Source organism: Streptomyces sp. NPDC059248, assembly GCF_042753905.1.
GTDB lineage: Bacteria > Actinomycetota > Actinomycetes > Streptomycetales > Streptomycetaceae > Streptomyces.
On sequence record NZ_JBHYZV010000069.1, the window covers coordinates 14065 to 39314 of the forward strand.

At 69.0% G+C, this 25250-nt stretch carries 24 protein-coding genes; 11 read left to right on the plus strand and 13 right to left on the minus strand.

The window, feature by feature from the left end:
- The first annotated feature begins 92 nt into the window (after window positions 1-92).
- From ACFXG1_RS25605 to ACFXG1_RS25615, 3 genes are all read left to right on the plus strand, one after another.
- Window positions 93-647 (plus strand): MobC family plasmid mobilization relaxosome protein, encoded by a 555-nt coding sequence (locus ACFXG1_RS25605; RefSeq protein ID WP_384744691.1) that lies wholly within the window; start codon window positions 93-95, stop codon window positions 645-647.
- A complete protein-coding gene (locus ACFXG1_RS25610) occupies window positions 644-2359 on the plus strand; it encodes a relaxase/mobilization nuclease domain-containing protein (RefSeq protein ID WP_384744693.1) in 1716 nt (571 codons plus the stop codon). The genes ACFXG1_RS25605 and ACFXG1_RS25610 overlap by 4 nt, the downstream gene beginning before the upstream one ends.
- A 754-nt stretch (window positions 2360-3113) precedes the next feature.
- Window positions 3114-3494, plus strand: a complete 381-nt coding sequence (locus ACFXG1_RS25615) for a hypothetical protein (RefSeq protein ID WP_384713141.1) — start codon at window positions 3114-3116, stop codon at window positions 3492-3494.
- Window positions 3495-3672: 178 nt separating this feature from the next.
- Here the strand turns inward: ACFXG1_RS25615 and ACFXG1_RS25620 are convergent, their stop codons facing one another.
- Together ACFXG1_RS25620 and ACFXG1_RS25625 are read right to left on the minus strand one after the other, a co-directional pair.
- Entirely contained in the window at window positions 3673-5190 is a 1518-nt protein-coding gene (locus ACFXG1_RS25620) for an amino acid permease (RefSeq protein ID WP_384713138.1), read from the minus strand.
- Window positions 5191-5230: 40 nt separating this feature from the next.
- On the minus strand, window positions 5231-5737 hold the full coding sequence (locus ACFXG1_RS25625) for a hypothetical protein (RefSeq protein WP_384713135.1): 507 nt from the start codon (window positions 5735-5737) through the stop codon (window positions 5231-5233).
- Between the two features lie 838 nt (window positions 5738-6575).
- Between ACFXG1_RS25625 and aspS the strand changes: the two genes are divergently transcribed.
- Window positions 6576-7886 carry an aspartate--tRNA(Asn) ligase gene (aspS, locus tag ACFXG1_RS25630; protein WP_384713132.1) on the plus strand — a complete coding sequence of 437 codons (1311 nt, stop codon included), beginning with the start codon at window positions 6576-6578 and terminating at the stop codon, window positions 7884-7886.
- A gap of 58 nt (window positions 7887-7944) precedes the next feature.
- Here aspS and ACFXG1_RS25635 read toward each other — a convergent pair whose 3' ends face one another.
- From ACFXG1_RS25635 to ACFXG1_RS25660, 6 genes are all read right to left on the minus strand, one after another.
- Window positions 7945-8715 carry a hypothetical protein gene (locus tag ACFXG1_RS25635; protein WP_384744696.1) on the minus strand — a complete coding sequence of 257 codons (771 nt, stop codon included), beginning with the start codon at window positions 8713-8715 and terminating at the stop codon, window positions 7945-7947.
- 34 nt (window positions 8716-8749) lie between these two features.
- Window positions 8750-9655 carry a radical SAM protein gene (locus ACFXG1_RS25640; protein WP_384716875.1) on the minus strand — a complete coding sequence of 302 codons (906 nt, stop codon included), beginning with the start codon at window positions 9653-9655 and terminating at the stop codon, window positions 8750-8752.
- The gene (locus tag ACFXG1_RS25645; RefSeq protein ID WP_384716878.1) at window positions 9652-10953 is read right to left on the minus strand and encodes a radical SAM protein; all 1302 of its coding nucleotides are present in this window, start codon (window positions 10951-10953) and stop codon (window positions 9652-9654) included. Before ACFXG1_RS25645 ends, ACFXG1_RS25640 begins: the two co-directional genes overlap by 4 nt.
- 5 nt (window positions 10954-10958) lie before the next feature.
- A complete protein-coding gene (locus tag ACFXG1_RS25650; RefSeq protein ID WP_384716881.1) occupies window positions 10959-11318 on the minus strand; it encodes a hypothetical protein in 360 nt (119 codons plus the stop codon).
- A gap of 174 nt (window positions 11319-11492) precedes the next feature.
- Window positions 11493-11786 carry a hypothetical protein gene (locus tag ACFXG1_RS25655; RefSeq protein ID WP_384716884.1) on the minus strand — a complete coding sequence of 98 codons (294 nt, stop codon included), beginning with the start codon at window positions 11784-11786 and terminating at the stop codon, window positions 11493-11495.
- 245 nt (window positions 11787-12031) lie between these two features.
- Complete coding sequence (locus ACFXG1_RS25660) at window positions 12032-13261, minus strand: multiprotein-bridging factor 1 family protein (protein WP_384716887.1); 1230 nt, start codon at window positions 13259-13261, stop codon at window positions 12032-12034.
- 593 nt (window positions 13262-13854) lie between these two features.
- Between ACFXG1_RS25660 and ACFXG1_RS25665 the strand changes: the two genes are divergently transcribed.
- The 5 genes from ACFXG1_RS25665 to ACFXG1_RS25685 all read left to right on the plus strand — a co-directional run bounded on the left by ACFXG1_RS25665 (window position 13855) and on the right by ACFXG1_RS25685 (window position 16679).
- Window positions 13855-14496, plus strand: coding sequence for a hypothetical protein (locus ACFXG1_RS25665; RefSeq protein WP_384716890.1), 642 nt, complete (start codon window positions 13855-13857; stop codon window positions 14494-14496).
- 720 nt (window positions 14497-15216) lie between these two features.
- The gene (locus ACFXG1_RS25670; protein ID WP_384720011.1) at window positions 15217-15432 is read left to right on the plus strand and encodes a type II toxin-antitoxin system VapB family antitoxin; all 216 of its coding nucleotides are present in this window, start codon (window positions 15217-15219) and stop codon (window positions 15430-15432) included.
- Window positions 15429-15851, plus strand: coding sequence for a PIN domain nuclease (locus ACFXG1_RS25675; RefSeq protein ID WP_384720009.1), 423 nt, complete (start codon window positions 15429-15431; stop codon window positions 15849-15851). The genes ACFXG1_RS25670 and ACFXG1_RS25675 overlap by 4 nt, the downstream gene beginning before the upstream one ends.
- 127 nt (window positions 15852-15978) lie before the next feature.
- Entirely contained in the window at window positions 15979-16257 is a 279-nt protein-coding gene (locus ACFXG1_RS25680) for a CopG family transcriptional regulator (RefSeq protein WP_384720007.1), read from the plus strand.
- On the plus strand, window positions 16254-16679 hold the full coding sequence (locus ACFXG1_RS25685; protein WP_384720005.1) for a PIN domain-containing protein: 426 nt from the start codon (window positions 16254-16256) through the stop codon (window positions 16677-16679). Before ACFXG1_RS25680 ends, ACFXG1_RS25685 begins: the two co-directional genes overlap by 4 nt.
- A 17-nt stretch (window positions 16680-16696) precedes the next feature.
- Here ACFXG1_RS25685 and ACFXG1_RS25690 read toward each other — a convergent pair whose 3' ends face one another.
- The 4 genes from ACFXG1_RS25690 to ACFXG1_RS25705 form a co-directional block, all read right to left on the minus strand.
- Window positions 16697-18337: a carboxylesterase/lipase family protein gene (locus tag ACFXG1_RS25690; RefSeq protein WP_384720003.1), complete on the minus strand. Its 1641-nt coding sequence runs from the start codon at window positions 18335-18337 to the stop codon at window positions 16697-16699.
- Window positions 18338-18417: 80 nt separating this feature from the next.
- Entirely contained in the window at window positions 18418-19017 is a 600-nt protein-coding gene (locus tag ACFXG1_RS25695) for a hypothetical protein (protein ID WP_384720001.1), read from the minus strand.
- Complete coding sequence (locus ACFXG1_RS25700; RefSeq protein WP_384744701.1) at window positions 19014-20552, minus strand: hypothetical protein; 1539 nt, start codon at window positions 20550-20552, stop codon at window positions 19014-19016. Before ACFXG1_RS25700 ends, ACFXG1_RS25695 begins: the two co-directional genes overlap by 4 nt.
- A 10-nt stretch (window positions 20553-20562) precedes the next feature.
- Entirely contained in the window at window positions 20563-21027 is a 465-nt protein-coding gene (locus ACFXG1_RS25705; RefSeq protein WP_384718080.1) for a hypothetical protein, read from the minus strand.
- Window positions 21028-21246: 219 nt separating this feature from the next.
- Here ACFXG1_RS25705 and ACFXG1_RS25710 point away from each other — a divergent pair, with 219 nt between their 5' ends.
- Window positions 21247-22683: a DUF2252 domain-containing protein gene (locus ACFXG1_RS25710; protein ID WP_384718079.1), complete on the plus strand. Its 1437-nt coding sequence runs from the start codon at window positions 21247-21249 to the stop codon at window positions 22681-22683.
- Between the two features lie 18 nt (window positions 22684-22701).
- On the opposite strand, the gene ACFXG1_RS25715 is transcribed toward ACFXG1_RS25710, so the two are convergent.
- Window positions 22702-24075, minus strand: a complete 1374-nt coding sequence (locus tag ACFXG1_RS25715) for a DUF1266 domain-containing protein (RefSeq protein WP_384718077.1) — start codon at window positions 24073-24075, stop codon at window positions 22702-22704.
- A gap of 214 nt (window positions 24076-24289) precedes the next feature.
- On the opposite strand from ACFXG1_RS25715, the gene ACFXG1_RS25720 reads away from it, so the two are divergent.
- A complete protein-coding gene (locus tag ACFXG1_RS25720) occupies window positions 24290-25111 on the plus strand; it encodes a lipase family protein (RefSeq protein WP_384718075.1) in 822 nt (273 codons plus the stop codon).
- Window positions 25112-25250 lie beyond the last annotated feature (139 nt).

Genomic DNA, 25250 nt, shown 5'->3' on the forward strand with positions numbered 1-25250 from the left:
TGCGGCAGGCGTTCACCACCGATGCCCCGGGCGGAGCCAGTAGTACCCCGAGTCCGACTCAAGGCCGGTCTTCGGGGATCTCCGCCCCGGGGGTGGCGGAGACGGTCCGGCGCCAGGGGGCGCCGGACCAGGTGGCCGGGACCGAGGGCGGCCCCGAACCGGACGAGCTGCACGCCGTCCAGCAGCAGATCCTCCGCCCCGTCACCGTGCCCGAGTGTGACGAGCCGACCGTGACGGCTGTCCAGCCTGCGATCCGTCGTTTCACCGGCACCAAGCGCACCATCCGCGTCGGCCCGCTCCGCTTCACCGACGCCGAGCGCCTGCTTCTCCAGGAGGCTGCCTCCGAGCACGGTTACAAGGGTGTGTCGGGCTTCGCTGCGGACATCGTCCTTGCCTTCGTTTCCGGTCGGTTCACCGCCAACCTCCCGTTGTCCGAGGACCGCCGCCGCACCCACATGTTCCGCGCCCAAGTCCTGCGTCAACTCAACCGCACCGGCAACAACATCAACCAGATCGCCCGCGCCCTCAACAGCGACCGGACCCCACCCGACATCCGGCAGCGCCTCACCGAACTCCAGGACCTGCTGGAGCTGATCGCCGAAGCCCTCCACCGGCCGGCCGATACCGGAACGGACCTCGCCGCGTGATCGCCGCCATCAAACCGGCCGGGTCCAACACCCGCGGACTCCTCGCCTACCTCTACAGCCTCGACACCCACGACCATCACTTCGACCCCCACATCGTCGGCGCCTTCGCCACCCTGGGCATGCCCGACCCCGGCCGCGACGAGAACGCCATCCTCACCCAGCTCGCCCGCCACCTCGACGAACCCGTCCACCTCCGCAACAGCGAGTTCGGCAAAAAGGTCACCGACCACGTCTGGCACTGCCCCGTCCGCGCCGCACCCGAGGACCGCCACCTCTCCGACGCCGAGTGGGGCGAGATCGCCCAGCGCATCGTCGAAGCCGCCGGCATCGCCCCACCCACAGACGACCTCGCATGCCGCTGGATCGCCGTACGCCACGCCGACGACCACATACACATCCTCGCCACCACCGTCCGCGAGGACGGCCGCCGCCCCAAGCTCCACGACAGCGGCATCCGCGTCGGCGACGCCTGCCGCCGGATCGAGAAAGACTACGGCCTGCGCCGGCTGAAGAAGGGCGACCGTACCAGCACCCGCGCCCCCACTCAGGCCGAGATGCACAAAGCCGCCCGCCTCGGCTGGGAACAGACCAGCCGCCGCTGGCTCGAAGACCGTGTCCGTGCCGCCATCCCCCACGTCACCGGCACCGAGGAACTCCTCGCCTGCCTCGCCGCCGATGACATCGCCGTCAAACCCCGCCGAGGGCCCTCCGGAGACCTCCTCGGCTATGCCCTCGGCCGCCCGAACGACCTCAACAAGGACGGCGAACAGATCTTCCACCCCGGCGGGAAACTCGCCCCCGACCTCACCCTTCCCAAACTCCGGGCCCGCCTCGAAACCACCCGCCCCGAGGAGCACCCCACCGCCCGCCGTACCCACCCCACCAGCGCCTGGCACCAGGCCGTCGACATCCTCGACGCCCTCCCGCACGGCCTCGCGGACGACGCCCACGCCCAGGCCCACATCACCGCACTCGGCGAACTCATCGAAGCCACCGCCCAGAAGGCCCCCACCCACCTCCAAGCCGAACTCCGAGCCGCATCCAAGGCGTTCGCCCGCGCCCAGCGGTCACAGATCCGGGCCGAACACCACGCCGCCCGCACCCTGCGCACCGCCGCCCGGGACATCGCCCACACCGCCACCGGCCCCGACGGCAGCGCCCTCGTTGCCCTGGTTGCCGCACTCGTCTGGGCCGCGATCATCGCCGGACGCTGGCACGAAGCGAAGGGCCACGCCCACCAGGCCGACGCGGCCCACCAAGCCGTCCAGCACCTCCAGGCAGCGGCCGATCAGGCCCTCGAACCCCAGCTCGCCGCCCTCGAACACCGCCAACCCCGGGAACCCGCCCGCCGCGTCCTGGCCCGCGACATCCACGCCGCCATCCCCGACCACGCCGACCGCATCCTCACCGACCCCGCCTGGCCCGCCCTCGCCACCGTCCTCACCGACGCCGAATCACGAGGCCACCACCCCCACCAACTCCTGAAACAAGCCGCCTCCCAACGCGAACTCACCACCGCCCGCCAACCCGCCCGCGTCCTCATCACCCGCATCCAGCACACCGCACGCAACCCAGTAGCCAACCACCGCGCCGAAGCAGCCCGCAGCCGTACAACCCAAGCCGCACTTCCACCACGCGCCCCACACGCCAACAGCTCGCTGCTCACCAAGGCGCCCACGACACCAGCCGGGCAACGCCGCCAGCAACGCTGACACCCCAGTGGTCAGGTGGCCCCACTAACCCCTCACCAGCGCAGTACACCCGCAGACTGACGCCCCTACTGCACACAAGTCGACAAGCAAGGAGCCCACCTTGGCGGGCTTCCACTGAATCGTGTGACTCGGCTGTACAGACGACGACTTGGCGCTAGAGTCCTTCCTGCTGGGCGGTAGCCCAGTGCAGTGGGTGCCCCGAAAGGGCACCAGAGGTAGGGCCCTAAAAGGGTCCCACCCTGGGGTGCCCGGTACGCCCCAGGCTTTGTCGCGCCTCTCACGCGGAGAGCAACCGCGTGCCTGTCAGACCCGAAACCCGAAGTGTCGCCCGGCCTACACCGGGAGTACCACCTGAGTCGCTTCACCGGCGCGATCTCAGTTCATCACCAATTGGTGGCTGGACTGAGCGCGCGCGTGTTCCGTACAGCCTCGTGAGAAAGGCTGGACCTTGGACAAGGTCACCCTCGGAACGCTCACAGTATTCGGACTGCTCAGCCTCGCCCTCCTCCTCGGCGTAAGGCTCGGTCGCCAAGTAGACGATTTTATCGACGCGTGGCGCAGGCCAGTCACTCGTCTCCGTCGCTGGTGGCGCAGCCGGCAGAATCGATCCTGATTCGTACTGAATTTCGCCCTCACCTGTGGCAACGCTGAGCCACGACAACCGGCGGCAAGGTAGCCGACGATCCCCGGTTCGCCTAATCGGGGATCCTCCGGACCATTGATCTTCCAGCCCAAACGCCGGAAGGAATCCCGCATGGCCCAGCCCGAAGCCCGCCCCGAGATCGTCGCCCTGCTCTGCGACAGCAACTTCAAATACCGCCGCGACACCAAGACCTGGTCCCACCGCGACGGCCGCCCGTTCACCACGCAGGAACAAAACCTCGCATTCCAGGCCACCCGCGCCGACCTCGAAGAGCTCAAGTCACAGCACACCCGCTACATGGAGTACGTCCGGACGATGGACGAAGCACCCGAAGTACTGCGGCGCTTCCTCGCCCCGTTCATGGAACGACTTGACAAGCGGAACCTCGGCAACGCCCGTGAACTCATGACCGAAGACGAGCGAGCCGAACTCGAACGGCTGCTCGGGCTCATGATCGAGCCTGTGCGCCGCTTCACCCCGTACACCTTCTGACAAGCAGCAAGACGAACAGCAGCTAAATAGGCGGCCGGTGAGGGAGGCTCTCCTTCCACCGGCCGCCCCTGTCGCGCGGCTAACCAGAGCTGCTCCAGGCAGACCACAAGATCGTCCGCACCACGCCCCCGCCAGGCCGTGGCTCGGCATGTCCGGGAGCGGGCCCCAGACACTGGGTCTATGAGCGGGCGCGTTCCCCTTCACGGCTACGACCCGCGTTGCGGACATGGGCCGGGTTGAGGAACCACTTGCGAGCGGATACGACCCACCAGACACCGCAGAAAGCCAAGACGACGCCGACCGCGATCGGAGCGTAGTTGAAGGTCTCCGCGGTGATCGGTGAGCTCTGCGGCAGCATGAACAGCACCGTGATCACCAGCACCCAGACGACAGCGATCGTGCCGACGATGGTGGACCAGGAGCCGAGGTGCCAGGGACCTCGTTCAAAGCGGTCGCCCATCCGCAGCCGGAGGAAGGTGGGGATCGCGTAGGCGATGTACAGGCCGATGGTCGCGATGGAGGTCACGGCCGCGTACGCGGTGCTGTTCCACAGGTAGGGCAGGCCAAGAACGAAGGCCCCGCCAGTGGCGAGCCAGACGGCATTGGTGGGGGTGCGTGTGGCGGGGCTGAGCTTGTGCCAGGTCCTGGAGAAGGGCAGAGCCCCGTCCCGGGAGAAGGCATAGATCATGCGCGAGTTGGCGGTCACGGACGCCATGCCGCAGAAGAGCTGGGCCACGATGATCACGAGCAGGAGCCACTTGCCCGCCGCCGCGCCGAGGGCGTCCATGAGGATCTGTGCCGGGGGGACATCCGTCGCCGAGCCGAGGGCACCGTCGTAGGACTGGATGGCGTAGGTGAAGCCGACGAGGAGGACGAACCCGGCGGCGAGGGAAACGAGGATCGAGCGGACGATGCCCTTGGGACCGGCAGTGGAGGCGTCGATGGTCTCCTCGGTCATATGGGCGGAGGCGTCGTAGCCGGTGAAGGTGTACTGCGCCATCAGTAGCCCGATCATCACCACGTAGGCACTGGAGGTGAAACCCGTGTTGTTGACGAATTCGCCGAACACGAAGCTGGTCGACTGGTGCTGGTCGGGGATGAGCACCAGGGCTGCGCAGATGACGAGGACCCCGGAAATGTGCCACCAGATGGACACCTCGTTGAGGAAGCCGACGATGCGCACGCCAAAGGTGTTCAGGACGCCGTGCAGGGCCAGGTTGATGCCGAACAGCGTGATGGTGTGGGTAGGTGTGGCGGCATAGCCGAACTGGAGGTCCAACAGGGCGTTGAGGAAGGTGGCCGCGCCGAAGTCGATGCCCGCGGTCACGGCTATCTGGCCGAGGGTATTGAACCAGCCGGTGAACCAAGCCCATGCCGCTGCGGAGCGCTTCGGGGCCATGCGGTGCGCCCAGAAGTACAAACCAGCGCTGGTGGGATAGGAGGAGCAGACCTCCGCCATGGAGAGCCCGACGAAGAGCGTCATCAGGCCGACGAACAGCCAGCCCCACATGATCACCGCCGGGCCGCCGATGTTCATGCCGTAGCCGTACAGCGTCATGCAGCCGGACAGGATGGAGATGATCGTGAAGCTGACGCCGAAGTTCGCCCGGCCGGACATGGAGCGGGAGAGCGTCTGCTGGTAGCCGAGTTGCTTGAGGCGTTCCTCGTCGGAGACGCGGGAGACATCGAGGGGCACGGGCTTCCGTCCTTTTACGCGGGAGGCAGTGGCGTCGGATTCAGTGGCGTCGGCGTCGCGGGGGGTTGTAGGCCCAGGCGCGGTGCCTTAGGAAGAGTTCGTTGGACCGGCCGCAGTAGGACCAGGGGACGTGCGTGGCGTAGGGGCCGATCGCGTCGAAGACCTCTTGGGCCTCGTGGTGGCGGCTCGCGTACGACATGGCGTGGGCGAGATAGTTCGCGTCGTCCGCGAAGCAGGCGTGTGAGTGCGGCGCCCGGTAGCGCCACCAACGCTCCAAGACGTGGTCGATCTGCGGGCACTCGACCCAGGGGTGGATCGCCAGCCCGTACGCTCTCCGATCCCTCTCCTGGCGGGAGCGGTGCGCTTCCGCCAGGACGACAAGGGGGAGAACCGCGATGGGCAGCCCCTGAGGGGCAGTGGCCGCTTGTTCCTCGGCCCACCAGGCGGCCTCGCCTTCGGCACCGTGATGCCGGGGGAACAGATAGGTGACGACCTCGTGGTGGGCTTCCCGGTTCCAGGGGTCGCGCTGTTTGATCTCCTCCCACACGCTGCCGAGGGTGTTCCGTTCGGGGCGTGAGTTCGCAGCAGGGCAAGCAGCACTACGAGTGGGGCAACGTCCTGCGGCCACACGTTCAGCGCGCTGCGGCACGTGGCCCAGGCATCCTTCATCATGGTCCAGCCAGCGTCGCGGCCGGCGATCATCGCGCGCAGGGCCTGCACGTTTCCGAGAAGCGTCAGCGCGTGAGGGGAGGAGGGCTCGGCCTTCGCCCAGGTGTCGGCGAACCTGAGGCGTGCCCCGGCTTCCGCGAGGACCTGGAGGCGGAAGATTCGGCGGTCCCAGTCCGGGCCGGTGGAGATCAGCAGATCTCGCGGACCTTCCCAGCGGCCCATGGAAGCGTCTTCGAGCGCGCGCCGAAGCGGCTCATCGCCTCTGGCCGGGTGCGTGTCCAGGAGTCGCCTGGTCGTCATTGCTCGCCTCCCCCGCGCCGCCGCCTCGCGGTGGCCGCCCCACTGAAGCGGCAGGCGCCCGTTTGTCGGGCCACGATCAAGGCTTCGCCGCTCCTCGGCCGTATGTGATTGCGGGGGTGGTCAAGCGGTCCGTATCCTGCTGTGCAACGCGTTGACGGAGACGAGTAGCCGAGGACCACGCGAGCAGAGAGAACCGCCGGTAGCTGGGAAGGCGGTCTCGCGCCCCGAGGTGAAGACCCTCCTGAGCGCGGGGAGGAACGGTCGCGTCCGCTGGCCCAATGCCCCGCCGGCCGACCCCCGTGATCGGGTCCGAACGAGGCCGCCACTTTGTGGCGGCGAAAGTGCGGTGGTACCGCGAGTTTCCCTTCTCGCCCGCACTCCCAAGGGATCATGACGATGTCCTTCGGAGGACCGAAATGATCCACAGCCGCGTACCCGTCTCCGACCTGCGAGAACACGTCGGCCGTACCGTCACAGTCTGCGGGTGGGTGAACACACTCCGCCTGCAGAGCAAGATGCAGTTCGTCGTCCTGCGGGACAGTACCGGCATGGCGCAGGTGACCCACAGGCGCGACAACGGACCGCTGGAAACCCAGCTCGAATCCCTCACCCCCGAATCCGCCGTCCGCGTCACCGGCCGCGTCGTCGACGCCGCCCAGGTCAAGCTCGGCGGCCTGGAGATCGTCCCGGAGGCTGTGGAGGTCCTGAACCTGGCGGCCACTCCGCTGCCGATCGACGAGCACACCGGCCTGGAGCAGCGCCTGGACTGGCGCTTCCTCGACGTGCGCCGCCGACCGGCCACTCAGCTGATGTTCGCCGTGCAGACCACCCTGGAGCAGGGCATGCGCGAGTACGCGTACGCCCAGGGCGCCACCGAAATGCACACCCCCAAGCTCATGGGGACTGCCTCGGAGTCCGGGGCGGAGGTCTTCGAACTCGGATACTTCGACCGCAGCGCCTATCTGGCGCAGTCGCCGCAGTTCTACAAGCAGATGGCGATCTCGGCCGGGATCGACAAGGTTTTCGAGATCGGGCCGGTCTTCCGCGCCGAGCCGTCGTTCACCTCCCGGCACGCCACCGAATTCACCGGGGTCGATGTCGAGCTGGCATGGATCGACGGCGTCGAGGACGTGATGGCGTTCGAGGAGCGCATGCTGGCTCACGCGATCGCGAAGGTCGCAGAGGTGCACGGTGAGGCGATCGCCGAGCACTTCGGCGTCGAGGTCACCGTCCCCAAGACGCCCTTTCCTCGTATCACGATGGCGGAGGCGCACGAGATCCTGCGCAAAGGCGGCTGGGACCCGGCGGGGATCAAGGAGGACCTGGACCCTGAGGGCGAGCGCAGTATCTCGGCCCATATCGCCGAGGCCACGGGGCACGAGTTCGTGTTCATCACGCACTACCCGGTGGGCATCCGGCCCTTCTACCACATGCGGCCGGCCGACGACCCGGGCGTGACTCTGAGCTTCGACCTGCTGTGGAAGGGGCTGGAGATCACCACCGGCGCCCAGCGTGAGCACCGGTACGACGTGCTGCTGCAACAGGCGGCGGAGAAGGGTATGAGCCCCGAGCCGTTGCGGGACTACCTGAACACGTTCCGGTACGGGTGCCCGCCGCACGGCGGCCTCGGCATGGGGCTCGGCCGGGTGCTGATGGTGATGCTCGGCCTGGACTCCATCCGTGAGGCCACCTTCCTCTTCCGCGGCCCGAACCGGCTCACCCCGTAGTCGGCCGCGGACCGCGTCCCGCGACACGGGCGGGTACCCCGTGTCGCGGGACGCGGTCTCAGTAGCGCGCATTTCGTAGGTCATGCGTCCACGCCTCGCCGGGGTGCTTGTCCCAGTAGGCCCGTAGGGCCCGCTCCCTCCGGGAGAAGCGGCCCTGGTGGCACAGTCCGCCGTGGGCGAGGGTGACGCTCATGGCCAGCCTCGACTCGGTGGTGACCCAGTGGGGTGTCAGCGCATGGCTCCAGAGCTGGTCGCCCGGGCACATCGTGACGGACTGGCGCTCGGCTGACTCATGCTTGGGCGGGACCTCGCCCGTGGTCTCGCCGATGACCGCCGCGTCGGCGGACAAGTGCTTGTCGGGGTCGCGGTAGCTGTGGAACGTCTTGATGCCGTGGACCTGCCAGACCAGGCCGTGCGAGTTGTCGTTGTGGTAGGTCGAGGACGCCCCGTGGGTGGAAAGGAACAAGATCGGCGCGAGGCGTTGCCATGTGAAGCCTCGCGCGGAGAGGTGGGTACGCCAAGGGACCATGACTTCTTCCTGGAAGCCGCCCAGGAGGTCGTCGTAGAACCGGTTGAGGTTGAAGTGCACCAGCCGGAACGGCCAGGTGACGATCTCCTCGACCGGTGCGGTACGGAAGGCCACCGTACGGTCCATCCGGACCGCCCAGTCGTCGTCTCCGAGGATCGTGTACCGGACTTCCGGATCCCTGCGGATCGCGTCGAGGACGTCGATGGCCGGCACGAAGGTGTAGTCGAAGGAGACCGCCAGCGGGAAGTTCGGCGGCTGTCGCCAGCGCCTGGTGAAGTCGTCGGGAGTTGTGAGGGTCATAGTCGGGTCCATGGGTCAGTGGGTGTCGGGGGCCTCAGGCTGGTGTGGCGCATGAACCGACGCCGTCGTCGGCTGGCACGGCGGAGCGGCAGATGGCCGCGCAGTCCGGAGTCACCCGGTCGCGCGCGGGAGCCACGAGGAATGCGTTGATCTCGGCTCGGGGGGCGTGAACGCCGATCGACATCCGGCCGTACGGGCATCTCCGGACGCGACCGTCCGCAGAGACGTAGGCGGTCTCCGAGCGGCACTCCCGGCGATCACCCGCAGATGACGGAAGTTGCAGCGTCCTCAGCTCGTCGAGATAGGCCCGGTACCGGCCTGAGAGATCGAAGTGGCGCCCCAGCAGGCGGGCATCGAGGCGCTGCCGTTCCAGGTACTCCCGGAGCGTCGTGTCGGCCCGGGACAGCGCCCGCTCATCAAGAACGAGGGGGCTGAACTGGAGCTGTATCCCGGTCCCGGACACGAGACCGACCAGTTCCCGGCATTCCTCGTCCTCCAGCGCCCAGCAGGTGACGTGGAGGATCTTCGTATCGGGGTGAACGGCACGCAGCGTGTCGACGGCCGAGGCCGTCGTGCGGGTGGTGCGCCCCAGCAGCATGGCACCCCGCGAATCCGCGGAGACCGTCACGTTGGCCAGCAGGTGAGCCACCTGCGAGAGGGTGATGACCTCGGAGACCGTACGGGCCGAGGTCACCATCGACACCGACAGGCCGAACTGATGGGCCAACCGTACGAGCTGCCGTAACTGCGGATGGTGCACGGGTTCGCCACCGCTCAGGCAGACGCCTTCGACGCCTGCCTCCTTCAGGCGGGACAGGGTGCGGGCGTATGTGGCGATGTCCAGGAAGCCGTGGGCGCGGTCGGCTCGGAAGCAGAATCCGCAGGCCACCTTGCAGTGGCCGGCCGTGGAGATCAGTGCGGTACGGACGTGAGTGCTCATTGCACCCCCGTGTTGTCCCACACCGCGATCTCCACGGTGGTCCTGTAGAACGCACACATCTCGGGGTCGGGGGTGCTGCCGCCGACAAGAGCCTGCTCGTTACGGGACGGCCCGCCGCAGATGGCGAGCGCCGGGCAGTCGCCGCACTCGGGGATCGGCGCCACCTTCTTTGCCACGCCGGCCAGAAGGCCGGGGTCGGCCCGGAGCTCGTCGAGAGTGTGCAGGAACGACGGCTCGGTGAAGTTGATGTCGCACAGGCTGACCCGGTTGCCGGGTAGCAGGGCGGCATTCAGGGAACGGTCGCCTTGCATGTGGTCGAACAGCATCGGACGGCGGGTGTCGAGGGCTTGGAAGGCGCGGTCCAGGACGGAGAACAGCATTCCGCCCCGTCCCAGGGCAGCCACACGGGCCTCGTACAGCTCACAGGCGAGGTCGATGCCGTTGACCTGCCAGCGGCCCGCGGTCGGTATCGGAGTGTTGACGTAGATGAACGTGAGCCCGAGGTCGTCGATGATCCAACGGACGGTGTCGGCGAGGCGTCCGATGTTCGCGGACGTCGGGGTGAGGTTGCAGCCCACGTGCAGCCCGTCCGCCTCGACGAACCGGGCGACGTTGCGGCGGATGCGGTCGTCTGCGGGCCGGCCCCCGAGCAGGAGGCGGTTCGCGGAGTTGACCCCCGGTGGGCCGTCGACGGAGATACCGACCCCGTATTCGTAGGCGACGAAGTGGTTGAGGGCCTCGTCGGTCAACCGGGCGCCATTGGTAACGACGGTTCGCCGCACCCGGCTCACGTCGTATCGGGCGGCGAGTTCGTCCGCGAGTTCGTCGCCGTATCGCATGAGGTCGAAGCGGATGGTGGGCTCGCCGCCGAACCACTGGATGGATACCTCGTCCTGCCCGGCGTTCTGGGCGAACAGGAACTCCAGCCCTTCGGCGAGCTCCTCCTTCGTCATGTCCGGCTTGCCGGTGTTCGTGTCGACGAAGCAGTAGGTGCAGGCCATGTTGCAGCGGTCGGTGAGGACGACGCGCAGCCCGCTGATGCGGCGGGGAGCGGCGTCGAGGTCAAGGTGTCGGAGTCGGTGACGGAGTGCTTCACGCCGGTCGGCCGTGGGGCCGTCAGGGGTGAAGCCGAGCCCTGCGAGGGCTTCATGGGTCGCGGTCGGGGGGACCCCGGCGAGGTCGTGGACCTCGCCGGAGTCGATGAACACACTGTCCAGGCCGACCGGGTCGAGGAGAACTGCTTCCCCGTCCCGCTCGTACTGGAAGTACTTCCCCCACAGCATTCGGGGGACGGCCATGGTGGTTAGGCCGCCGCTTCCTCTTCGGCTATCCCGAGCTCGCCCATAACCTCACGGACCGTGTCCTCGGCAGCGGCCTGGAGCTTCGCGGAGGTGGCCGGTGAGCCACCGTCGGCGAGGACGATCACGCCGGGCAGCGTCGGGTTCGGCGCGATGACGGTGATGCCCGCCGGATCGGTGCCGATGACCATGATCGCGCCCTTCAGCTCGACCCAGTCGGTCCGCTCCTTGAGCGCTTCGACGATGCGGGCCTGCTTCTCCTGGAAAGAAGCACGCTCGCCCATCCACACACCCGCCTTGGACTTGGAGTCCACGACATCCGCGTAGATTAAGTGGTCCTTCTTCTCTCGCCTGGCTTGAGGCATGGTCGATCCTCTCTTTGTGCGTTTGTTTGGGTTGGACAGCCCCTGGTGTTCTCCGCCGGGGCCTGGCGGGTTACCGCCTCGCCGGGAGTCGGTCGAGGCGGCGCTCATCAGCTCTGCGGCAGTCGGCACGGCTCCGGCAAGGGGCCTGCAATGGCTGGGTCCGCAGGGCAAGTACTAGAGGGCGCCTTCGCGCTCCTTGCGTGCTTTGAACAGGGCGCGGTGGAGTTTGTCGGGCGGGTGCAGTACCCGTGGGCCGGTGGGTAGGCGGTACCAGTGCAGCCCGGGCCCGCTGGTGCGGTCTGCTTGCGGTACCACCACGTGGCAGGTCAGACCCAGTGCGACCGTTCCCGGCTCCTCCCATCGCGCGGCGGTGCCAACCGGCGCGAGGAAGTACATCCGCGGTTCGCGACCACCGGCGTCCAGGATGGTCGGTCCCCCTGCCAGTCCCTGCTCCTCGATGAGCGTCACGGCCCGGCGTCCCACGTGCTCCGACGCGCGGATGGCGTCCCACCACGTGCCTGCGGGACACAGCTCCGGCTCTCCCCCGGTGGGCATCCACCGCGGCAGCCGAGTGATCGGGATCGGGTCCGGCATGGAAAAGGCCCCCTCACAACTGGGTGTGAGAGGACCATTCCATTGTGAAAGCAGGTGTGCGCGGACAAAGTGTCCGCACCCAATTTACGCCAACTCCCCTTAAGGGTCAGCTGGTTGTGTTATGCGACACCCGCCCAGGCTCCGAAAGCTGACAGCTCAGCGGACGGATGCGTGTCCATGCGCACCAGAGCACCGAGCGTTTCGCGTACAGATGGATGGAATCGGGTGTGGTTCGGGGCAATTTTCCTCGACTGCTTGAGCTCCGCGAACGCCCCACCGCGGTCGCCTTGCGCCAGACGGGCGGAGGCCACATCGATGTGATGGTGGCTTGAACGCTCCCCGACTGTCGAGGAGGGCGGTGTCCACTCGCGCCCGCCCTGGCCCCATTGGGAGAGCTTGGCCAGGGCCTGCTCGCTGTCCCCTGTGTCGATCAGGGCGTGGACCGTATGGATCTTGATATTGGTCGGCCCGAAGCTCATCTCGTAGGCCAGGCTGTCGTGGTTGCCGGCCATACGCGCAACGTCCTCAGCCTCCCGCAGAAGCTCCTCGGCCCCGTCGACGTCGTTCTCCCGGGAGTCCACCACCGCCAGCTTCAGCAGCAGAGCCCCGTCGACCGCCAGCGCGTCGTTGGTGTACGACCGCTCGGGCTGAATCCGTTCCAACTCCGCGCGGAGACCCTTGAGCTTGCGCCGGGCCGACGGGGTGGCGCCCTGGCGAAGCATCGAGCCCGCTACCAGGAAGCCAGCCGTGACCTGCATCAGCGGATCACCGCTGCGATCGGCAGCCCACCGCACGCGTTCCAGGGCCGTGTTGCCCAGATCGTGGTGCCCCATCTTGTGCGCGAGGCTGTTGACCGCCCGATAGGCCCGCGCAAGGTGCCAGAACGCCGCCTGCTGCTCACCGTTGGACCCGTCCAGCGCCACATGCGACAGCTCGGTGATGACCGCGGGCAGCAGCGGACCCATGGGAACGTAACGGGCGTCCCGCCGGAGGGTCGCGATCTGGTCCACCTCGGAGGCCAGCACTGACAGCGCGCGAGGACGCGTCTCCAATTCGTCCGGGGCGTCGAAGCACAGCAGGATCCGCCGCAGCTCCGGAATGACGGCGTGCACCTTGTCCTCGGCCTCGGGGTCCCCGTAGTACGGCTGTCCGGTCAGCACCTCCGGCCCGAAGTGGAGCGCCCGGGCCAGAGCTGATATCAGGCTCGGTGTCGCTTTCCGAGCGCCGGACTCCAGCTTCTGAATGAGGCTGGCGGAGACCGCGACTCTCTGGGCGAGCTGCGCGGCGGAGAGCCCCCGCGTCTTCCGTGCCACCCTGAGCCGGTCCCCCAGCGTCAAGCTTTCACCCACGTCAAGATCCCCTCCTTCATTCGGAGCACTGTGGCCAGGGTACGGGCCACGCCCCACCCCCAGAAGGGCCGTCGGAGAGACTTAACCGGCCGTCTACCCGGAGGCTGCACGGGACAAGAACGCCAGGCCGAGGCGCCCAGCTACCGGAGTCTCATCGGCCGTAACCCCCGACTCGGCAGTATCACTTCCGGTCCCGTTCACCCCCCGGCCGGGGCCGTTCGCCTGCAGCCGCCCGCGAAGCTCCACCGCACGTCAGAATGCCTAGGCCACGGACGATGCCGAAGGCCCCGCTGCTCACAGCGGGGCCTTCGACGTTCTCTGTCACGGTTTCAGAAAGTCGCGGAACAGTTCAGGGCAGGCCGACCGGTGGTCGCCGAGCCTGGCTGAACACAGGCCGACAAGATCGCGTCCCGCCCCGCCCAGCGGCACGGGACCCGAGTGGGAGCGGTCACGAGATCATCACCGATGGCGCGCTTCCGTGCGGAGAGGGTGGACTTCGCCTCGGACCAGGGTTCGCGGATGCCAGGATGGGACGCTCCCGCGGTGATCGACGGGTCAACCGCGCCGTGCCCTCGTCGTCGCCGGAGGAATCCATGAACGTCCGACTCGGCCCGCTGACCGCCCGGAGGCGACGCGCCGACGACACCCTGCGAGCAGGCAGCGATGTTGTGGGGGTGCTCGGTGACTTCTGGCAGTGGGCCTGCTCCGACCTGGTGGGCAACACCATGCGCGGGGTCCTGGCCGAGTACATCGTCGGTACCGCGTTGGGCTCCCTCGACGGCACACGTCTCGAATGGGACACGGTCGACGTCCGCACCCCCGAGGGGTGCCGGGTCGAAGTGAAGTCTGCCGCCTACCTGCAGTCCTGGGCACAGAAGACCCTGTCGAAGATCTCCTTCTCCATCGCCCCCGCCACCGGTTGGGACGCCTCGACGGGCACGATGTCGTCCAAGATCCTCCGGCGCTCGGACGTCTACGTCTTCTCCCTGCTGCACCACCAGGACAAGCAGACCCTGGACCCTCTCGACCTCACGCAGTGGACCTTCTATGTACTGCCCACCCGGGTACTGGACGAACGGTGCCCCACCCAGAAGACGATCAGCCTCCCCGGCCTCCAGAGGCTAGAACCCGTACGGACCGGCTTCTCCGGCCTGGCGGAGGCGGTGGCGGGTTGCGGCCGGAAGCCCTCTCCAACCCCGTCTGTACCCAACCGAGGGATCCAAGCGGAGGCTTGATCCGGCTCCGCCCGACGATACGGGCTCCGCGTTCCCCGCAGGCTCCGCCCGTCGCCAGCCGAGCGGGCCGATCTACCGGCGTCTCAGTAGCTTACGGACCTCACGCCACGACCGGATGACCTCAGCTACCTCTGTGATCAGCTTCCGGATTTGCGCGACCAGGCACCTCGTGAGCCCAGTGGCGGCAATGGCGCCTGCCAGGATGGTGAACCAGCGCACTCGCCACCTCCCACAGATTGCGTTTCATCTCCATCTCTATGGTCGTGATCGCCGAGATCAGAGTCTGCAGATTAGAAGCCGCATTTTGTGATCATGTGAGGCTGGCCCGACCTGGCCTGGAAGGCGGGTGAACAACGGTCGGGCGGTCTCAGTCCTGGTCTCATTCACCCCAGGCCGGAGCCGTCCGGATGGGGTCGACATGACCACTCCGCCGCAGGTCAGGACAAGTACGAACCCCGCCGGACCCCCGTATGAACATTTGGAAAGCGTGTTGGGGGCAACCCCTCACGAGTTCGAATCTCGTATCCTCCGCCAGTGCCTCACCGGGCACTAACGTCGAAGGCCCCCGCCGCGAGGTGGGGGCCTTCGACGTTTCTCCGTCTCGGTTTCCGTCTCGGTCGCCTTCCGGCCTCGGCGTTCCCCGACCCGCTCCACACCCTTCAACCGAAGCATCACAAGAGATATACTTGATGCTCGGATTGATATCCCGGGAGGTGGCGTATGAGTCGCACGGTGATCGACCTGGACGACGAACTGCTGGCCGAGGTGGCACAGGCGCTGGGGACCGGCACCAAGAAGGAAACCGTCAACACGGCCCTGCGGGAGGTACTGGAGAACCGGCGCCGGGCCCTCGCTCTGGCCCGGCTGCGCGCGGCGGCTACCGACGGCGGCTTCGACCTGGACGTCTTTGACGACAAGGGGAGCTACCGGCGGTGAGCGCGGCGCAGTTTCTGATCGACACCAGCGCGCTCGCCCGATTCCTTCGCGGGGACGCCGAACAGTACGGCTGGGACCAGGCGGCAGCAGCCGGGCTCATCGCGACCTGCCCCATCACCGAGCTGGAATTCTTCTCCAGCGCGCGATCAGCCGAAGATCGCGCCCGGGGCGTTGAGGACATGCGGATGATCTTCGGCTGGATCCCCGTCGACGACCGCGCCTACGATCGCGCCTGGCAGGTCCAGGAACTGCTGACCCGGCGCGGACAGCACCGCAGCGCCGGCGCGGTGGACCTCGTCGTCGCCGCCACAGCGGAGTTGCAGGGCCTTACCCTCCTGCACCGCGACCGCGATTTCGACTGCATCGCCGCTGTCACCGGTCAGGCCCTGCAGTGGTTCGGCCCCGAGGCGGGCAAATGAACAGCCCCTCGCCTGGTCTCAGCTTCCACCTCAGTCGCCTTCCGGCGGCCGCCAGAGCGCCCCGCTGGCCCGACGTTTCCTCGAAAACAGCGGTAAGAGGGACGGTACGGGGAGTATGGTCCCTTGTATGGCAACCAAAAAGGTGACCGTGACGATTCCCGAGGATCTTCTCGACGACATTCGTTCGGAGGCCGCGGAGCGGGGCCTGTCCGCCTATGTCGCCGAGGCGCTGCGGCTCAAACGGGACCGGGACCGGCTGCGGGAGCTCGTGGACTGGCTGGAGGACGAGCACGGGCCGGTCACCGAGGACGAGCGGGCCGCGGCGCGGGCGGAGATGGCGGAGCTCGACGCGGAGCACGAGCGGCGTCGTGCCGCCGGTAGGCGTGGCACCGGGCAAGCCGCGTGAAGAAGCGGTCCGGTGAGCAGAGGCAGCGGCCGCCGCGCCTCTTCGTGCTCGACTGCGAGGCGCTGTCCCAGGCCGTACGCGGCGACCGGCGGATGATCGCCCGGCTCGATCTGGCGGCCCGGGGGGAGGCCGAGGTGGTGACATCTCCGATGACCCTGGTCGAGGCATACGACGGCAGAACCACCGAAACGCGTTGGGACTGGGTGCTCTCCCGGCTCACCGTCGTGGACATCGGCAAGGACGAGGCACGCCGGGCCCGGCGACTCCTGGCCGAGGCCGAACTGCATGGCCATAAGTACGCGATCGATGCCGTGCTCGCCGTCGTCGCGCGACAGCAGAAGGGGCACGTCACCGTGTTCACCTCGGACGTGGACGACCTGGAGAGGCTGGTCCCCGACACGATCGTCGTGACGAAGGTGTAGCCATCCGTCCCCCGCGATCAGTTCCCGTCGATCGACGCGAAGAGGCCGCAGTGGTGGGTCGCCTCGACGTCGATCGGGGTGGTGCCGTGGGCGCCGGGGGCGAGGCCGAGGAGGGTGCCGCCGGTGGTGGTGGCGGGGGGCCAGGTGGGGTGGCCGGGGGTGTTGGGGTTGCCGGTGCGGGCGAAGGCGGTCCAGTAGTCGATCATCCGCTCGGACAGTTTGCGCTGGGCGGGGGTGTGTCCGGGGTCGCCGAAGAGGCTGATCAGGTCGGAGCCGTGGACGGCGGTGCGCGGGAAGTCCGGTGGGGCGCCGTAGGCGGTGCCTTCGGAGCCGGGCTGGTCGGGGTCGTTGAAGACGTAGGCGTACGCATGGGGGCGGCCCGGGCCGTCCATGGCGCGGGCGTCGGCGAAGGACGGGCAGGTGAAGCCCTGGTCGGCGGTGATACGGCCCCAGAGCACGGCGCGGGCGTACGGGCCCTTCCCGACCGGGTAGGCGGCGGTGACCTTGCTTCTGTCGGCGCCGTAGGCGGTGTCGAGGAGGGTGTGGAAGAGCTTCCGGTCGAAGGGGGCCTTCGCCGCCTGCATGGCGGTGAACATGGTCCACTCGTCGCGGGTGGTGCCGACGATCATCGGGATGGCGGCGGTACGGCCCTCCCGGGCGAGGCTCGCCGGGTCCTCGGGGAGGAACGCGGCGGTGCCGCCGTAGACCGGGCGGGAGAGGGCCGCGGTGTGCGGGCCCTCGGTCCAGGTCTTCACGTCGGTCCCGCGCAGACAGGCCAGGACGGCTTCGGCGGAGCCCTCGCCGCAGCCGACGGCTTCGACCGCCGCCCGGTCGGCGGGCTCGGCCAGGCGCTGCGGCAGGTACAGGCCGTGGCGTTCGACTCCGGGGGCGGCGGTTCCGGCGGGGAAGTAACCGGAGCAGGAGCCGCTCTGGACGACGGCCTTGTCGATCAGGCCTGTGGTCTCGGGGGCGCCGACCAGGGCGCAGACGCTGAAGGCGCCGGCGGACTCGCCGAAGACGGTCACATTGCCGGGGTCCCCGCCGAAGGCCGCCGCGTTGCGCGCCACCCAGCGCAGGGCTGCCGTCTGGTCCCGCAGGCCGAGGTTGTCGGCGCCGGGGCCGAGGGCGGGGTGGGAGAGGAAGCCGAGCGGGCCGAGCCGGTAGTTGATCGTGACGCCCACCACGTCGCCCCGGGTCACGATGCGGGCCAGGTCGTACTGGGAACCCGCCCCGCTCTGCAGACCGCCGCCGTGGATCCAGACCATCACCGGTCTCTTGCCGCCCGTGCCGTCACGGGGCGCGGTGACATCGAGGTAGAGGCAGTCCTCGGAGCTGTCGGCTATCGCGAAGAACGCCTTGGGGTCCTGGGCGCATGCCGAGCCGGATCTCGTCGCTTCCCGTACCCCCTTCCAGGGGACGGCCCGCTGCGGCGGTGCCCAGCGCAGATCGCCCACCGGGGGTCGGGCGTAGGGGATGCCGCGGTAGCGGAGCACCTCGCCGTCGGCGAAGCCGCGTACGGATCCCGCGTCGGTACGGACGGGCGATACGGGTGCGGCACCGGCACCGGACCGCCCACCGCCACCGGGCGACGCGCACGCCCCCAGGACCGATATCAGGGCCACCACGAGCGCGAACCGCGCGCCTCTCGACATCGCCATGGGCGGCTTCCTTCCGTCCGTCTACCGGTGGGGATCGATGGCACCCCCGACCAGTTTTATGACAAAAGGCGCATAGCGCATTACTGACTGTGGCTTCCGGGTGGGAAATGGGCGGACAGATAGATACGGGTGCGGTCCGGCGCGTACTCCTGGGCATCGAGCCGAACACAGCGCCGTTCCGTCAGGTCGTACGGGTTGGCGGATGCCCCGGAAGCGCTCCCGGGGCAGATGTAGCCGTAGCGCGTGCCGTCCTTCAGCGTCTCCGGTTCCGGGACTCCGAGGCGGGAGAAGCCGTGCGCGGGAGTGTCGGGCAGGGCGGTGGTGCGCTTGAGCCAGGTGCCTTCGGGCGGGTGCGCCTTCAGATAGGCCTCCGCTTCGGAGCGCGGCAGGGTGAAGGTGAGGAAGCCCGTGTCGACGCGGGAGGTGGTCTCGTACGCGGCCCGGGGCGATTCCGCCGTGGCGGGGATGTCCAGGTTCATCCGCCCGCTCAGCCACTCGGGGGTGATCCCTTCGGCCCAGCGCGCGTCGGTCGACGGCGCAGGATTGAGGATCCCGCCGTCGTCGTCGTGGCCGATGAGGAGCCAGCCCGTCGTGATCAGGACGCACACGAGGGCCAGCGCCCCCGCCGCCGCACCCACGACAAGGCCCCGGCGGCGGCCGCGCGTGCCGAGGTCGTTCAACGGGCTCCTCCCCTGCCGTCCGTACTGGCCTCCGGACGACCCCCGGGCCCGGGGGTCGTCCGGTCCTGCTGCTGCTCTCGGCCGGGATTCAAGCGTCCGTCCCTGCTCTCGCCGGGACCCGGTAGCGGGTCGTTGTTGGGCTGCGCAGAGCCGAGATCGTAGCTCCGGACGTCGCTGCTGCCCGCCATGTCGAACTCCTGGGCGAGGCCGACCCGGTGCAGCTTGGCCATATCGCCGTCGGGGATGTCCAGCGGGCCGACCTTGACGCCCTTGCCCTCGTCCCAGTTGTAGCGGTCCCAGACGTTCGCCTGGTAGTCGATGTTGATCTTGGGGTTCCCGTCGGCGTCGGGTACGGCCGTCACGACACCCGTGACGTTGATGTTGCTGCCCCCGACCGCGTAGTACCAGTTCGCGTCGAGCTTGTCGGTGAAGTAGAAGTCCCGGGGATGCCTCGCCTCGACCGGGATGGCGACCGGCTGTCCGCCGTTCTTCCGGAACTCCTCCGCGGCCTGCTCGCGCCAGGTGTTCTGGTTCGTCTTGACGATATCGTCGACGTACGTCTTGAAGGCGGGGACGTCCGCCATCATCCGGTCCACCGGCAGATTCATGGGTTTGCCGCTGTTGCCCAGATAGTGATCCATATGGCGGGCGGCGTCCGTCATGCCCTTCGCGTCCGCGCCCTCCGTCAGGAGGTACATCTTCGCCTCGGTCACCCGGTCCCCGACGCCGACACCCCTGGAGTCGTGCTCGCCCGCCCCCGCGTCCGGCGCGATCTGCGCCACCGTCGGGCTCAAGATGCCAGCGGCCAGCAGGGAGTCCTTCTGCGTCAGCCAGAGCTGGGCCCGCGCCCCGGGGCTCAGGGACTCCCACAGCTGCCGCAGCTTGCCCCGCTCGATCGGGCTCAGTCCCCCGCCGCGCTTCGCCAGCTCCGTCGCGCGCGGCAGCTGATCCTCGTCGAGGGAGGTGAACTTCGCGTGGCCCGCGTTGTACGGATCGTTGCCATGGCTCTTGCGGAGCGCGCGGACGGCCGCCGCGTCGACCTCGGCGGCGTGCTGGACGACTCCGGTCAGGGCGTCCGCGTACCACCGCATCCGGTCCTTGGCCCGCTGGTCCGGGCCCTTGGGCGTACAGACCGCCTCGATGACCCGGACCGTGGCGCACGGACCGTCCGAGACGATCAGCGCCACATCCGGCGGATTGCGGCTCTGATCGCCCTTGCTCGCCGCGTCCGTGAGGGTCTGGGCCTTCTTCTGGATCGCCACCAGCTCGGCATGGGCGTCGGTGAGGACGGCGGCGATGCTCTCGGCCTCCAGTTGGAGATCCGCGAACTCCTTGGCCGTCTTATGTATGAACTCCCTGGTCACGGTGGCGTTGACGCCCGCCCATTGGGCGCCGTCGGACTTCTTCACCAGGCCGTCCCGGGTAGCGCCGGCCAGCTTCGCCAGCTCCCCCGCCATCGTCCGCCAGTCGGCGGCGGCCGTGCCCAGTTTGCCGAGGTCCAGGGCCATCAGCGCCGAGTACGAGAACTCACCCATGACACCGCCCCTACCGGAAGTATTCGTTCAGCGCCGATACGGACACCGGTCCCGTACGGCCGCCGATCTCGGTCCCGATCTTCGCGTCGTCCCGCGCGTGCAGCTTCTTGCTGAAGTCGAGGTGGTTGGAGATATGCGCGCAGGCCTGTAGGACATGCTTGACCTGCGAGGTCCAGATTCCGACGGTCGACTCCAGTTCGGTGCCGAGCCCGAGATTTCCGCTTTTGAGGGCGGCGGCGGCCTGCATGGTGGAGCCGGAACCGCCGGCGTCCAGGCCCGCTCCGGCGATATCGGCCTTCTTCTTCAGCTCACCGTGGACGACGAACGCCTCATGCCCGACGGCACCCAGATCGTCCTGCCGTACCACCAGGTCACCACCGGCCGGACCGGCCGGCGCCGCCTGGTTCAGCCGGGTCCCGACCTCCTGCCGTTCCGCCGCCCCGGCCTTGGCCTGCTCCCACTCGTTCCAGGTCATCGGTCCCCCTGTCCCGTCCTCCGCCGTCTCCTGCCGGACCGTCCGAAGGTTTCCTGCCCCGCACCCACCAATATCCACCAACTACCTTGATCGTGGCGGGACTTGAGAACATCGGATCTGCCCGGCAGGTACTCCCGGCTGCCTTTCGGCGGACCGCATGACATGCGGATGATCCGGGCGAGGGGAAGAATGAGGGGGTACGAGTCCCGGGAGGCCGTCATGGGGCAGCAGCACGGCATCGGGGGCGTACCGTACGACGCCCCGCCGCGGCCCACTCCGCGTGAGCGGGCCGAGTACGGGCGGGCCGCCCGCCGGGGGACGCCGCGGTCCGCGCACGCCGACTACGATCCGCCCGCCGACCGGCTCGATCCCGTCGACATCGTCGAGGCGCAGTCCGCGACCCGCGTTCCCGATCTCGTCCCCGTCCGCTACGCGCGGATGACCGAGTCCCCGTTCCGCTTCTACCGGGGCGCCGCGTCCGTCATGGCCGCCGATCTCGCCGCCGCCACCCCCGTCAGCGGGCTCACCGCCCAGCTCTGCGGCGACGCCCATATGCTGAACTTCCGGCTCCTCGGCTCACCCGAGCGGCGGCTCGTCTTCGACATCAACGACTTCGACGAGACCCATCCGGGCCCCTGGGAGTGGGACCTCAAGCGGCTCGCGACCAGCCTTGTCATCGCGGGCCGTGAGAACGGCTGGCCGGAGAAGGAGCGTGCCGCGATCGTCCGGGCGGCCGTGCGCATGTACCGGCGGCGGATCCGGGCCTACGCGGGCCTGGGCAATCTCGAGGTCTGGTACGACCGCGGCGATATGGAGCAGGTCCAGGCGCTGGCCGACGAGCGGCTGGACCAGCGCGGCCGGGAGCGGCTGGCGGAGGCCATGACGAAGGCCCGTACCCGAGACAGTCTGAAGGCGTTCGAGAAGCTGACGGAGGTACGGGACGGGGGACGGCGGTTCGCGGCGGACCCGCCGCTGATCGTGCCCGTCGAGGAGCTGCTCGCCGGGCCCGAACTCGTCCGGCTGGTCCGGGAGCTGCACGGCCTGGTCGACCACTACGGTCTGAGTCTCTCCATGGAGCGGCGGCATCTGCTGTCGCAGTACCGGGTCGTCGACATCGCCCGGAAGGTCGTGGGCGTCGGCAGTGTCGGCACCCGCTGCTGGGTGCTGCTCCTGCTGGGCCGGGACGACACGGATCCGCTGATCCTTCAGGCGAAGGAGGCGGACCGGTCGGTCCTGGAGCCGTTCACGGAGCGCAGCGCGTACGAGAACCAGGGACAGCGGGTGGTGGCCGGGCAGCGGCTGATGCAGGCCGTCGGCGATGTGTTCCTGGGGTGGGACCGGATCAGCAATGTCGATGTGCCGTACCGCGATTTCTATATCCGGCAGTTGCACGACTGGAAGGGGATCGTGGTGCCGCAGGCGATGGTGCCGCGAGGGATGCGGCTCTTCGCCGAACTGTGCGGCACGACCCTGGCCAGGGCGCACGCCAGGTCGGGTGACCGGATCGCGATCGCCGCCTATGTGGGCGGCGGGGAGGTGCTCGACGAGGCGATCGCCCGGTTCGCGGAGGTGTACGCGGATCAGAACGAGCGCGATCACGCGGCGCTGGTGGCCGCCGTGCGGGAGGGGCGCGTCACCACCGCCGATGAGGGGTAGCGGATTCCGGGGCGCCCGTCATTTCCAGGGGATGTTCCGCCAGGGGCTCGCCTCGTCCGTGGTCAGGATCCGGTGGCATTCCAGCGCGCCCTCGTACCAGTCGCCGAACTCCTCATCGTCGAAGTGGAGGCAGCGGCCCAGGACGTACGCGGCCGAGAACTCCTCCCACGAGCGGTAGTTCGTCCGTGCGGCGCCGCCCGCCCGCAGGATCGCGTCCTCCGTCTCGGCGAGGGTGCCGAACCGGGCGCCGAGCCCCCAGCGGGCCATGCCGGAGGCGCGGCCGTAGTCCCATGCCTCCAGGGTGCGGATGAACTGGGAGTCGCCGAGGAGTCCGTCGGCGCGGAATCGCGCCTCGTAGCGGGCGATCCGGCCGATCAGCCGCCCCACTCCGGCGACCTGCGCCGAGACGTCGGATTCGGCGGCCGGGGTGCCGGGGGTGACGCCGTCTGCGGTGATCCGGGGTTCGGCGGCGCGGGCCGCGTTGGCGCGGATGACGCGTTCGGCGACGGACCGCCAGTGGTCGAGTTCGACGGCGCCGCCGTAGTCGCGGGCGAGGTTGACGCGGAGGTCGAGCGCGAACTCCCAGACAGGGCTGACCAGGTCGGCGCGGACGAGCCGCTCCAGCGTCCGGCGCCATTCGTCGCGGGTGGTGATGTCCCACCATTCGCGCAGCCGGGTGCGTTCCCGCCGGTAGCCGCGGCCGTGGTAGCCGATGCTGTTCCAGAACTCGCCGTTGTTGACGGAGAGCAGCGCCCCGCAGGCCAGTCCGTGCGCCACCGAGCCGTGCAGGGGGCCGCCGACGTGGAGGGCGCGCAGCCGGCGGCCGGGCCGGATGCGGTCGGGGTGGGCGGAGTGCCGGTGCCACTGGGCGCGGTGGGCGGGGGTGGTGGGGAAGAACGCCTCGCACGGGGTACCGGGGTTGATCACGATCCACGCGGGGTCGGTGTGGTCCCAGGCGTTGGCGTACCAGGCGAGGGACGCCGAGTGGAAGACGGGATCCTCGACGGGCGCGGGCAGGACGCCCTCGGTGTACAGGGCCACGCACGCGCCGCCGACCTGCGGTGCGAAGAACGGGAGGATCTGGACCTCGGTGGGGTGGGTGTCGAGGAAGGACCGGCGCTGGGCCGTGTAGAGCCAGTTGCGGCCGAGTTCGTCGAAGTAGGCGGGCCAGTCGCCGCGCGTCCTCGCCTCGTACAGCCGACGCTCGATCCGGCTGGGCGCCTGCCAGGCCGGGGCGGCGGCGGTGCCGGGTGGCATGCCGTGGGGCGGGCCGCCGTGGGGTGGGCCGCCCTGGAGCGGGCCGGCGTAGGGCGGGTTTCCGTACAGCGGTGGGCCGAAGCCCGGGACGCCTCCGCTCCCGTACGGTGTTCCGTCCCCGTTGCCCGTCCCCATACGAAAACTCTATCGAGGCCGGGGGCGGGGCGGCGGTATCCCCCCGGTGGCGTACTCCGCGCGGGGGACGGCGGGGGCGGCGGCGGGGGTGAAGGCGGGGGGTGCCGCGTGGCGGCGGCGGCGGGGGCGTCCGGGGCGGGTTGAGTGGGGTGGTCCCGAGGACCGAGGCGGGACCGGACCGAGAACACGAACGAGGATTCGGAGGGGGACGACCGTGCCCGTACCGTCGGCGCTCGACCACCAGGCCACCGGCTACAGCCTGCCGCACGCGTACTGGATGGCCAGGGCCGCCCAGCTCGCGTACGAGAACCCGGCGGAGGTCGAGCGGCAGGCCCGGGGGTGGGGGTTCGAACGGGTCCGCCATCACGAGTCGCTCTTCGAGCCGCCGTTCGCGCTGGAGGACACCCAGGCGTACACGATGGCCAGCGACCGGATGATCGTGACGGCGTTCCGGGGGACGGAGCCGGTACAAATCAGGGACTGGCTCTCGGACGCCGGTACGCCGCCGTGGCCGGGCCCGGCCAGGACCGGGTATATGCATTACGGCTTCGCGGAGGCGCTCGACTCGGTGTATCCGGGGGTACGGGAGTCGGTCGCCGCTTTCCGGGACAACGGGCAGACCGTGTGGTTCACGGGGCACAGTCTGGGCGGGGCGCTGGCGATGCTCGCGGGGTGCCGGATGTATCTGGAGGAGCCGCGGCTGCGGGCCGACGGGGTGTACACCTACGGTCAGCCCCGGACCTGTGACCGGGTGCTGGCCGCCGCGGTCAACAAGGGTCTCAAGGACCGGATGTTCCGCTTCGTCAACAACAACGACGTGGTGCCCGAGCTGCCGCCGGAGCCCGCCTACACGCATACGGACGCCCTGCGCTACTTCGACGCGAAGGGGAAGCTGCACGCGTCGATGCCGCTGGTGGCGGCGGTGGCCGACCGGGCGCGGGGGCTGACGGCCGACCCGCTGGCCCCGGCGGGCGACGGGGTCCGGGACCACTTCATCACCGAGTACGTCGCGGCGCTGGAGCGCAGCCTGCGGTGAGGGCGCCCGCGACGGGCGCCGCGGTGACGCCGGGAGCGGTGGGCACGGGTGACGGGTGCACGGGTGTACGGGAACGGGGCCGGGGCCGCCCCTGGGGGTCTGCCCCCCCCGCCAAGGAAAAACAACCAAACTAAACAGA

Excerpts from the sequence above, each read along its gene's own strand:
- ACFXG1_RS25670 (WP_384720011.1), top strand. The coding sequence starts at position 15,217 with ATGAGTCGCACGGTGATCGACCTGGACGACGAACTGCTGGCCGAGGTG.
- ACFXG1_RS25705 (WP_384718080.1), bottom strand. The coding sequence starts at position 21,027 with ATGACCTGGAACGAGTGGGAGCAGGCCAAGGCCGGGGCGGCGGAACGG.
- ACFXG1_RS25640 (WP_384716875.1), bottom strand. The coding sequence starts at position 9,655 with ATGAGCACTCACGTCCGTACCGCACTGATCTCCACGGCCGGCCACTGC.
- ACFXG1_RS25615 (WP_384713141.1), top strand. The coding sequence starts at position 3,114 with ATGGCCCAGCCCGAAGCCCGCCCCGAGATCGTCGCCCTGCTCTGCGAC.
- ACFXG1_RS25715 (WP_384718077.1), bottom strand. The coding sequence starts at position 24,075 with ATGGGGACGGGCAACGGGGACGGAACACCGTACGGGAGCGGAGGCGTC.
- ACFXG1_RS25645 (WP_384716878.1), bottom strand. The coding sequence starts at position 10,953 with ATGGCCGTCCCCCGAATGCTGTGGGGGAAGTACTTCCAGTACGAGCGG.
- ACFXG1_RS25690 (WP_384720003.1), bottom strand. The coding sequence starts at position 18,337 with ATGGCGATGTCGAGAGGCGCGCGGTTCGCGCTCGTGGTGGCCCTGATA.
- ACFXG1_RS25680 (WP_384720007.1), top strand. The coding sequence starts at position 15,979 with ATGGCAACCAAAAAGGTGACCGTGACGATTCCCGAGGATCTTCTCGAC.
- ACFXG1_RS25665 (WP_384716890.1), top strand. The coding sequence starts at position 13,855 with ATGAACGTCCGACTCGGCCCGCTGACCGCCCGGAGGCGACGCGCCGAC.
- ACFXG1_RS25635 (WP_384744696.1), bottom strand. The coding sequence starts at position 8,715 with ATGACCCTCACAACTCCCGACGACTTCACCAGGCGCTGGCGACAGCCG.
- ACFXG1_RS25710 (WP_384718079.1), top strand. The coding sequence starts at position 21,247 with ATGGGGCAGCAGCACGGCATCGGGGGCGTACCGTACGACGCCCCGCCG.
- ACFXG1_RS25650 (WP_384716881.1), bottom strand. The coding sequence starts at position 11,318 with ATGCCTCAAGCCAGGCGAGAGAAGAAGGACCACTTAATCTACGCGGAT.
- ACFXG1_RS25700 (WP_384744701.1), bottom strand. The coding sequence starts at position 20,552 with ATGGGTGAGTTCTCGTACTCGGCGCTGATGGCCCTGGACCTCGGCAAA.
- aspS (WP_384713132.1), top strand. The coding sequence starts at position 6,576 with ATGATCCACAGCCGCGTACCCGTCTCCGACCTGCGAGAACACGTCGGC.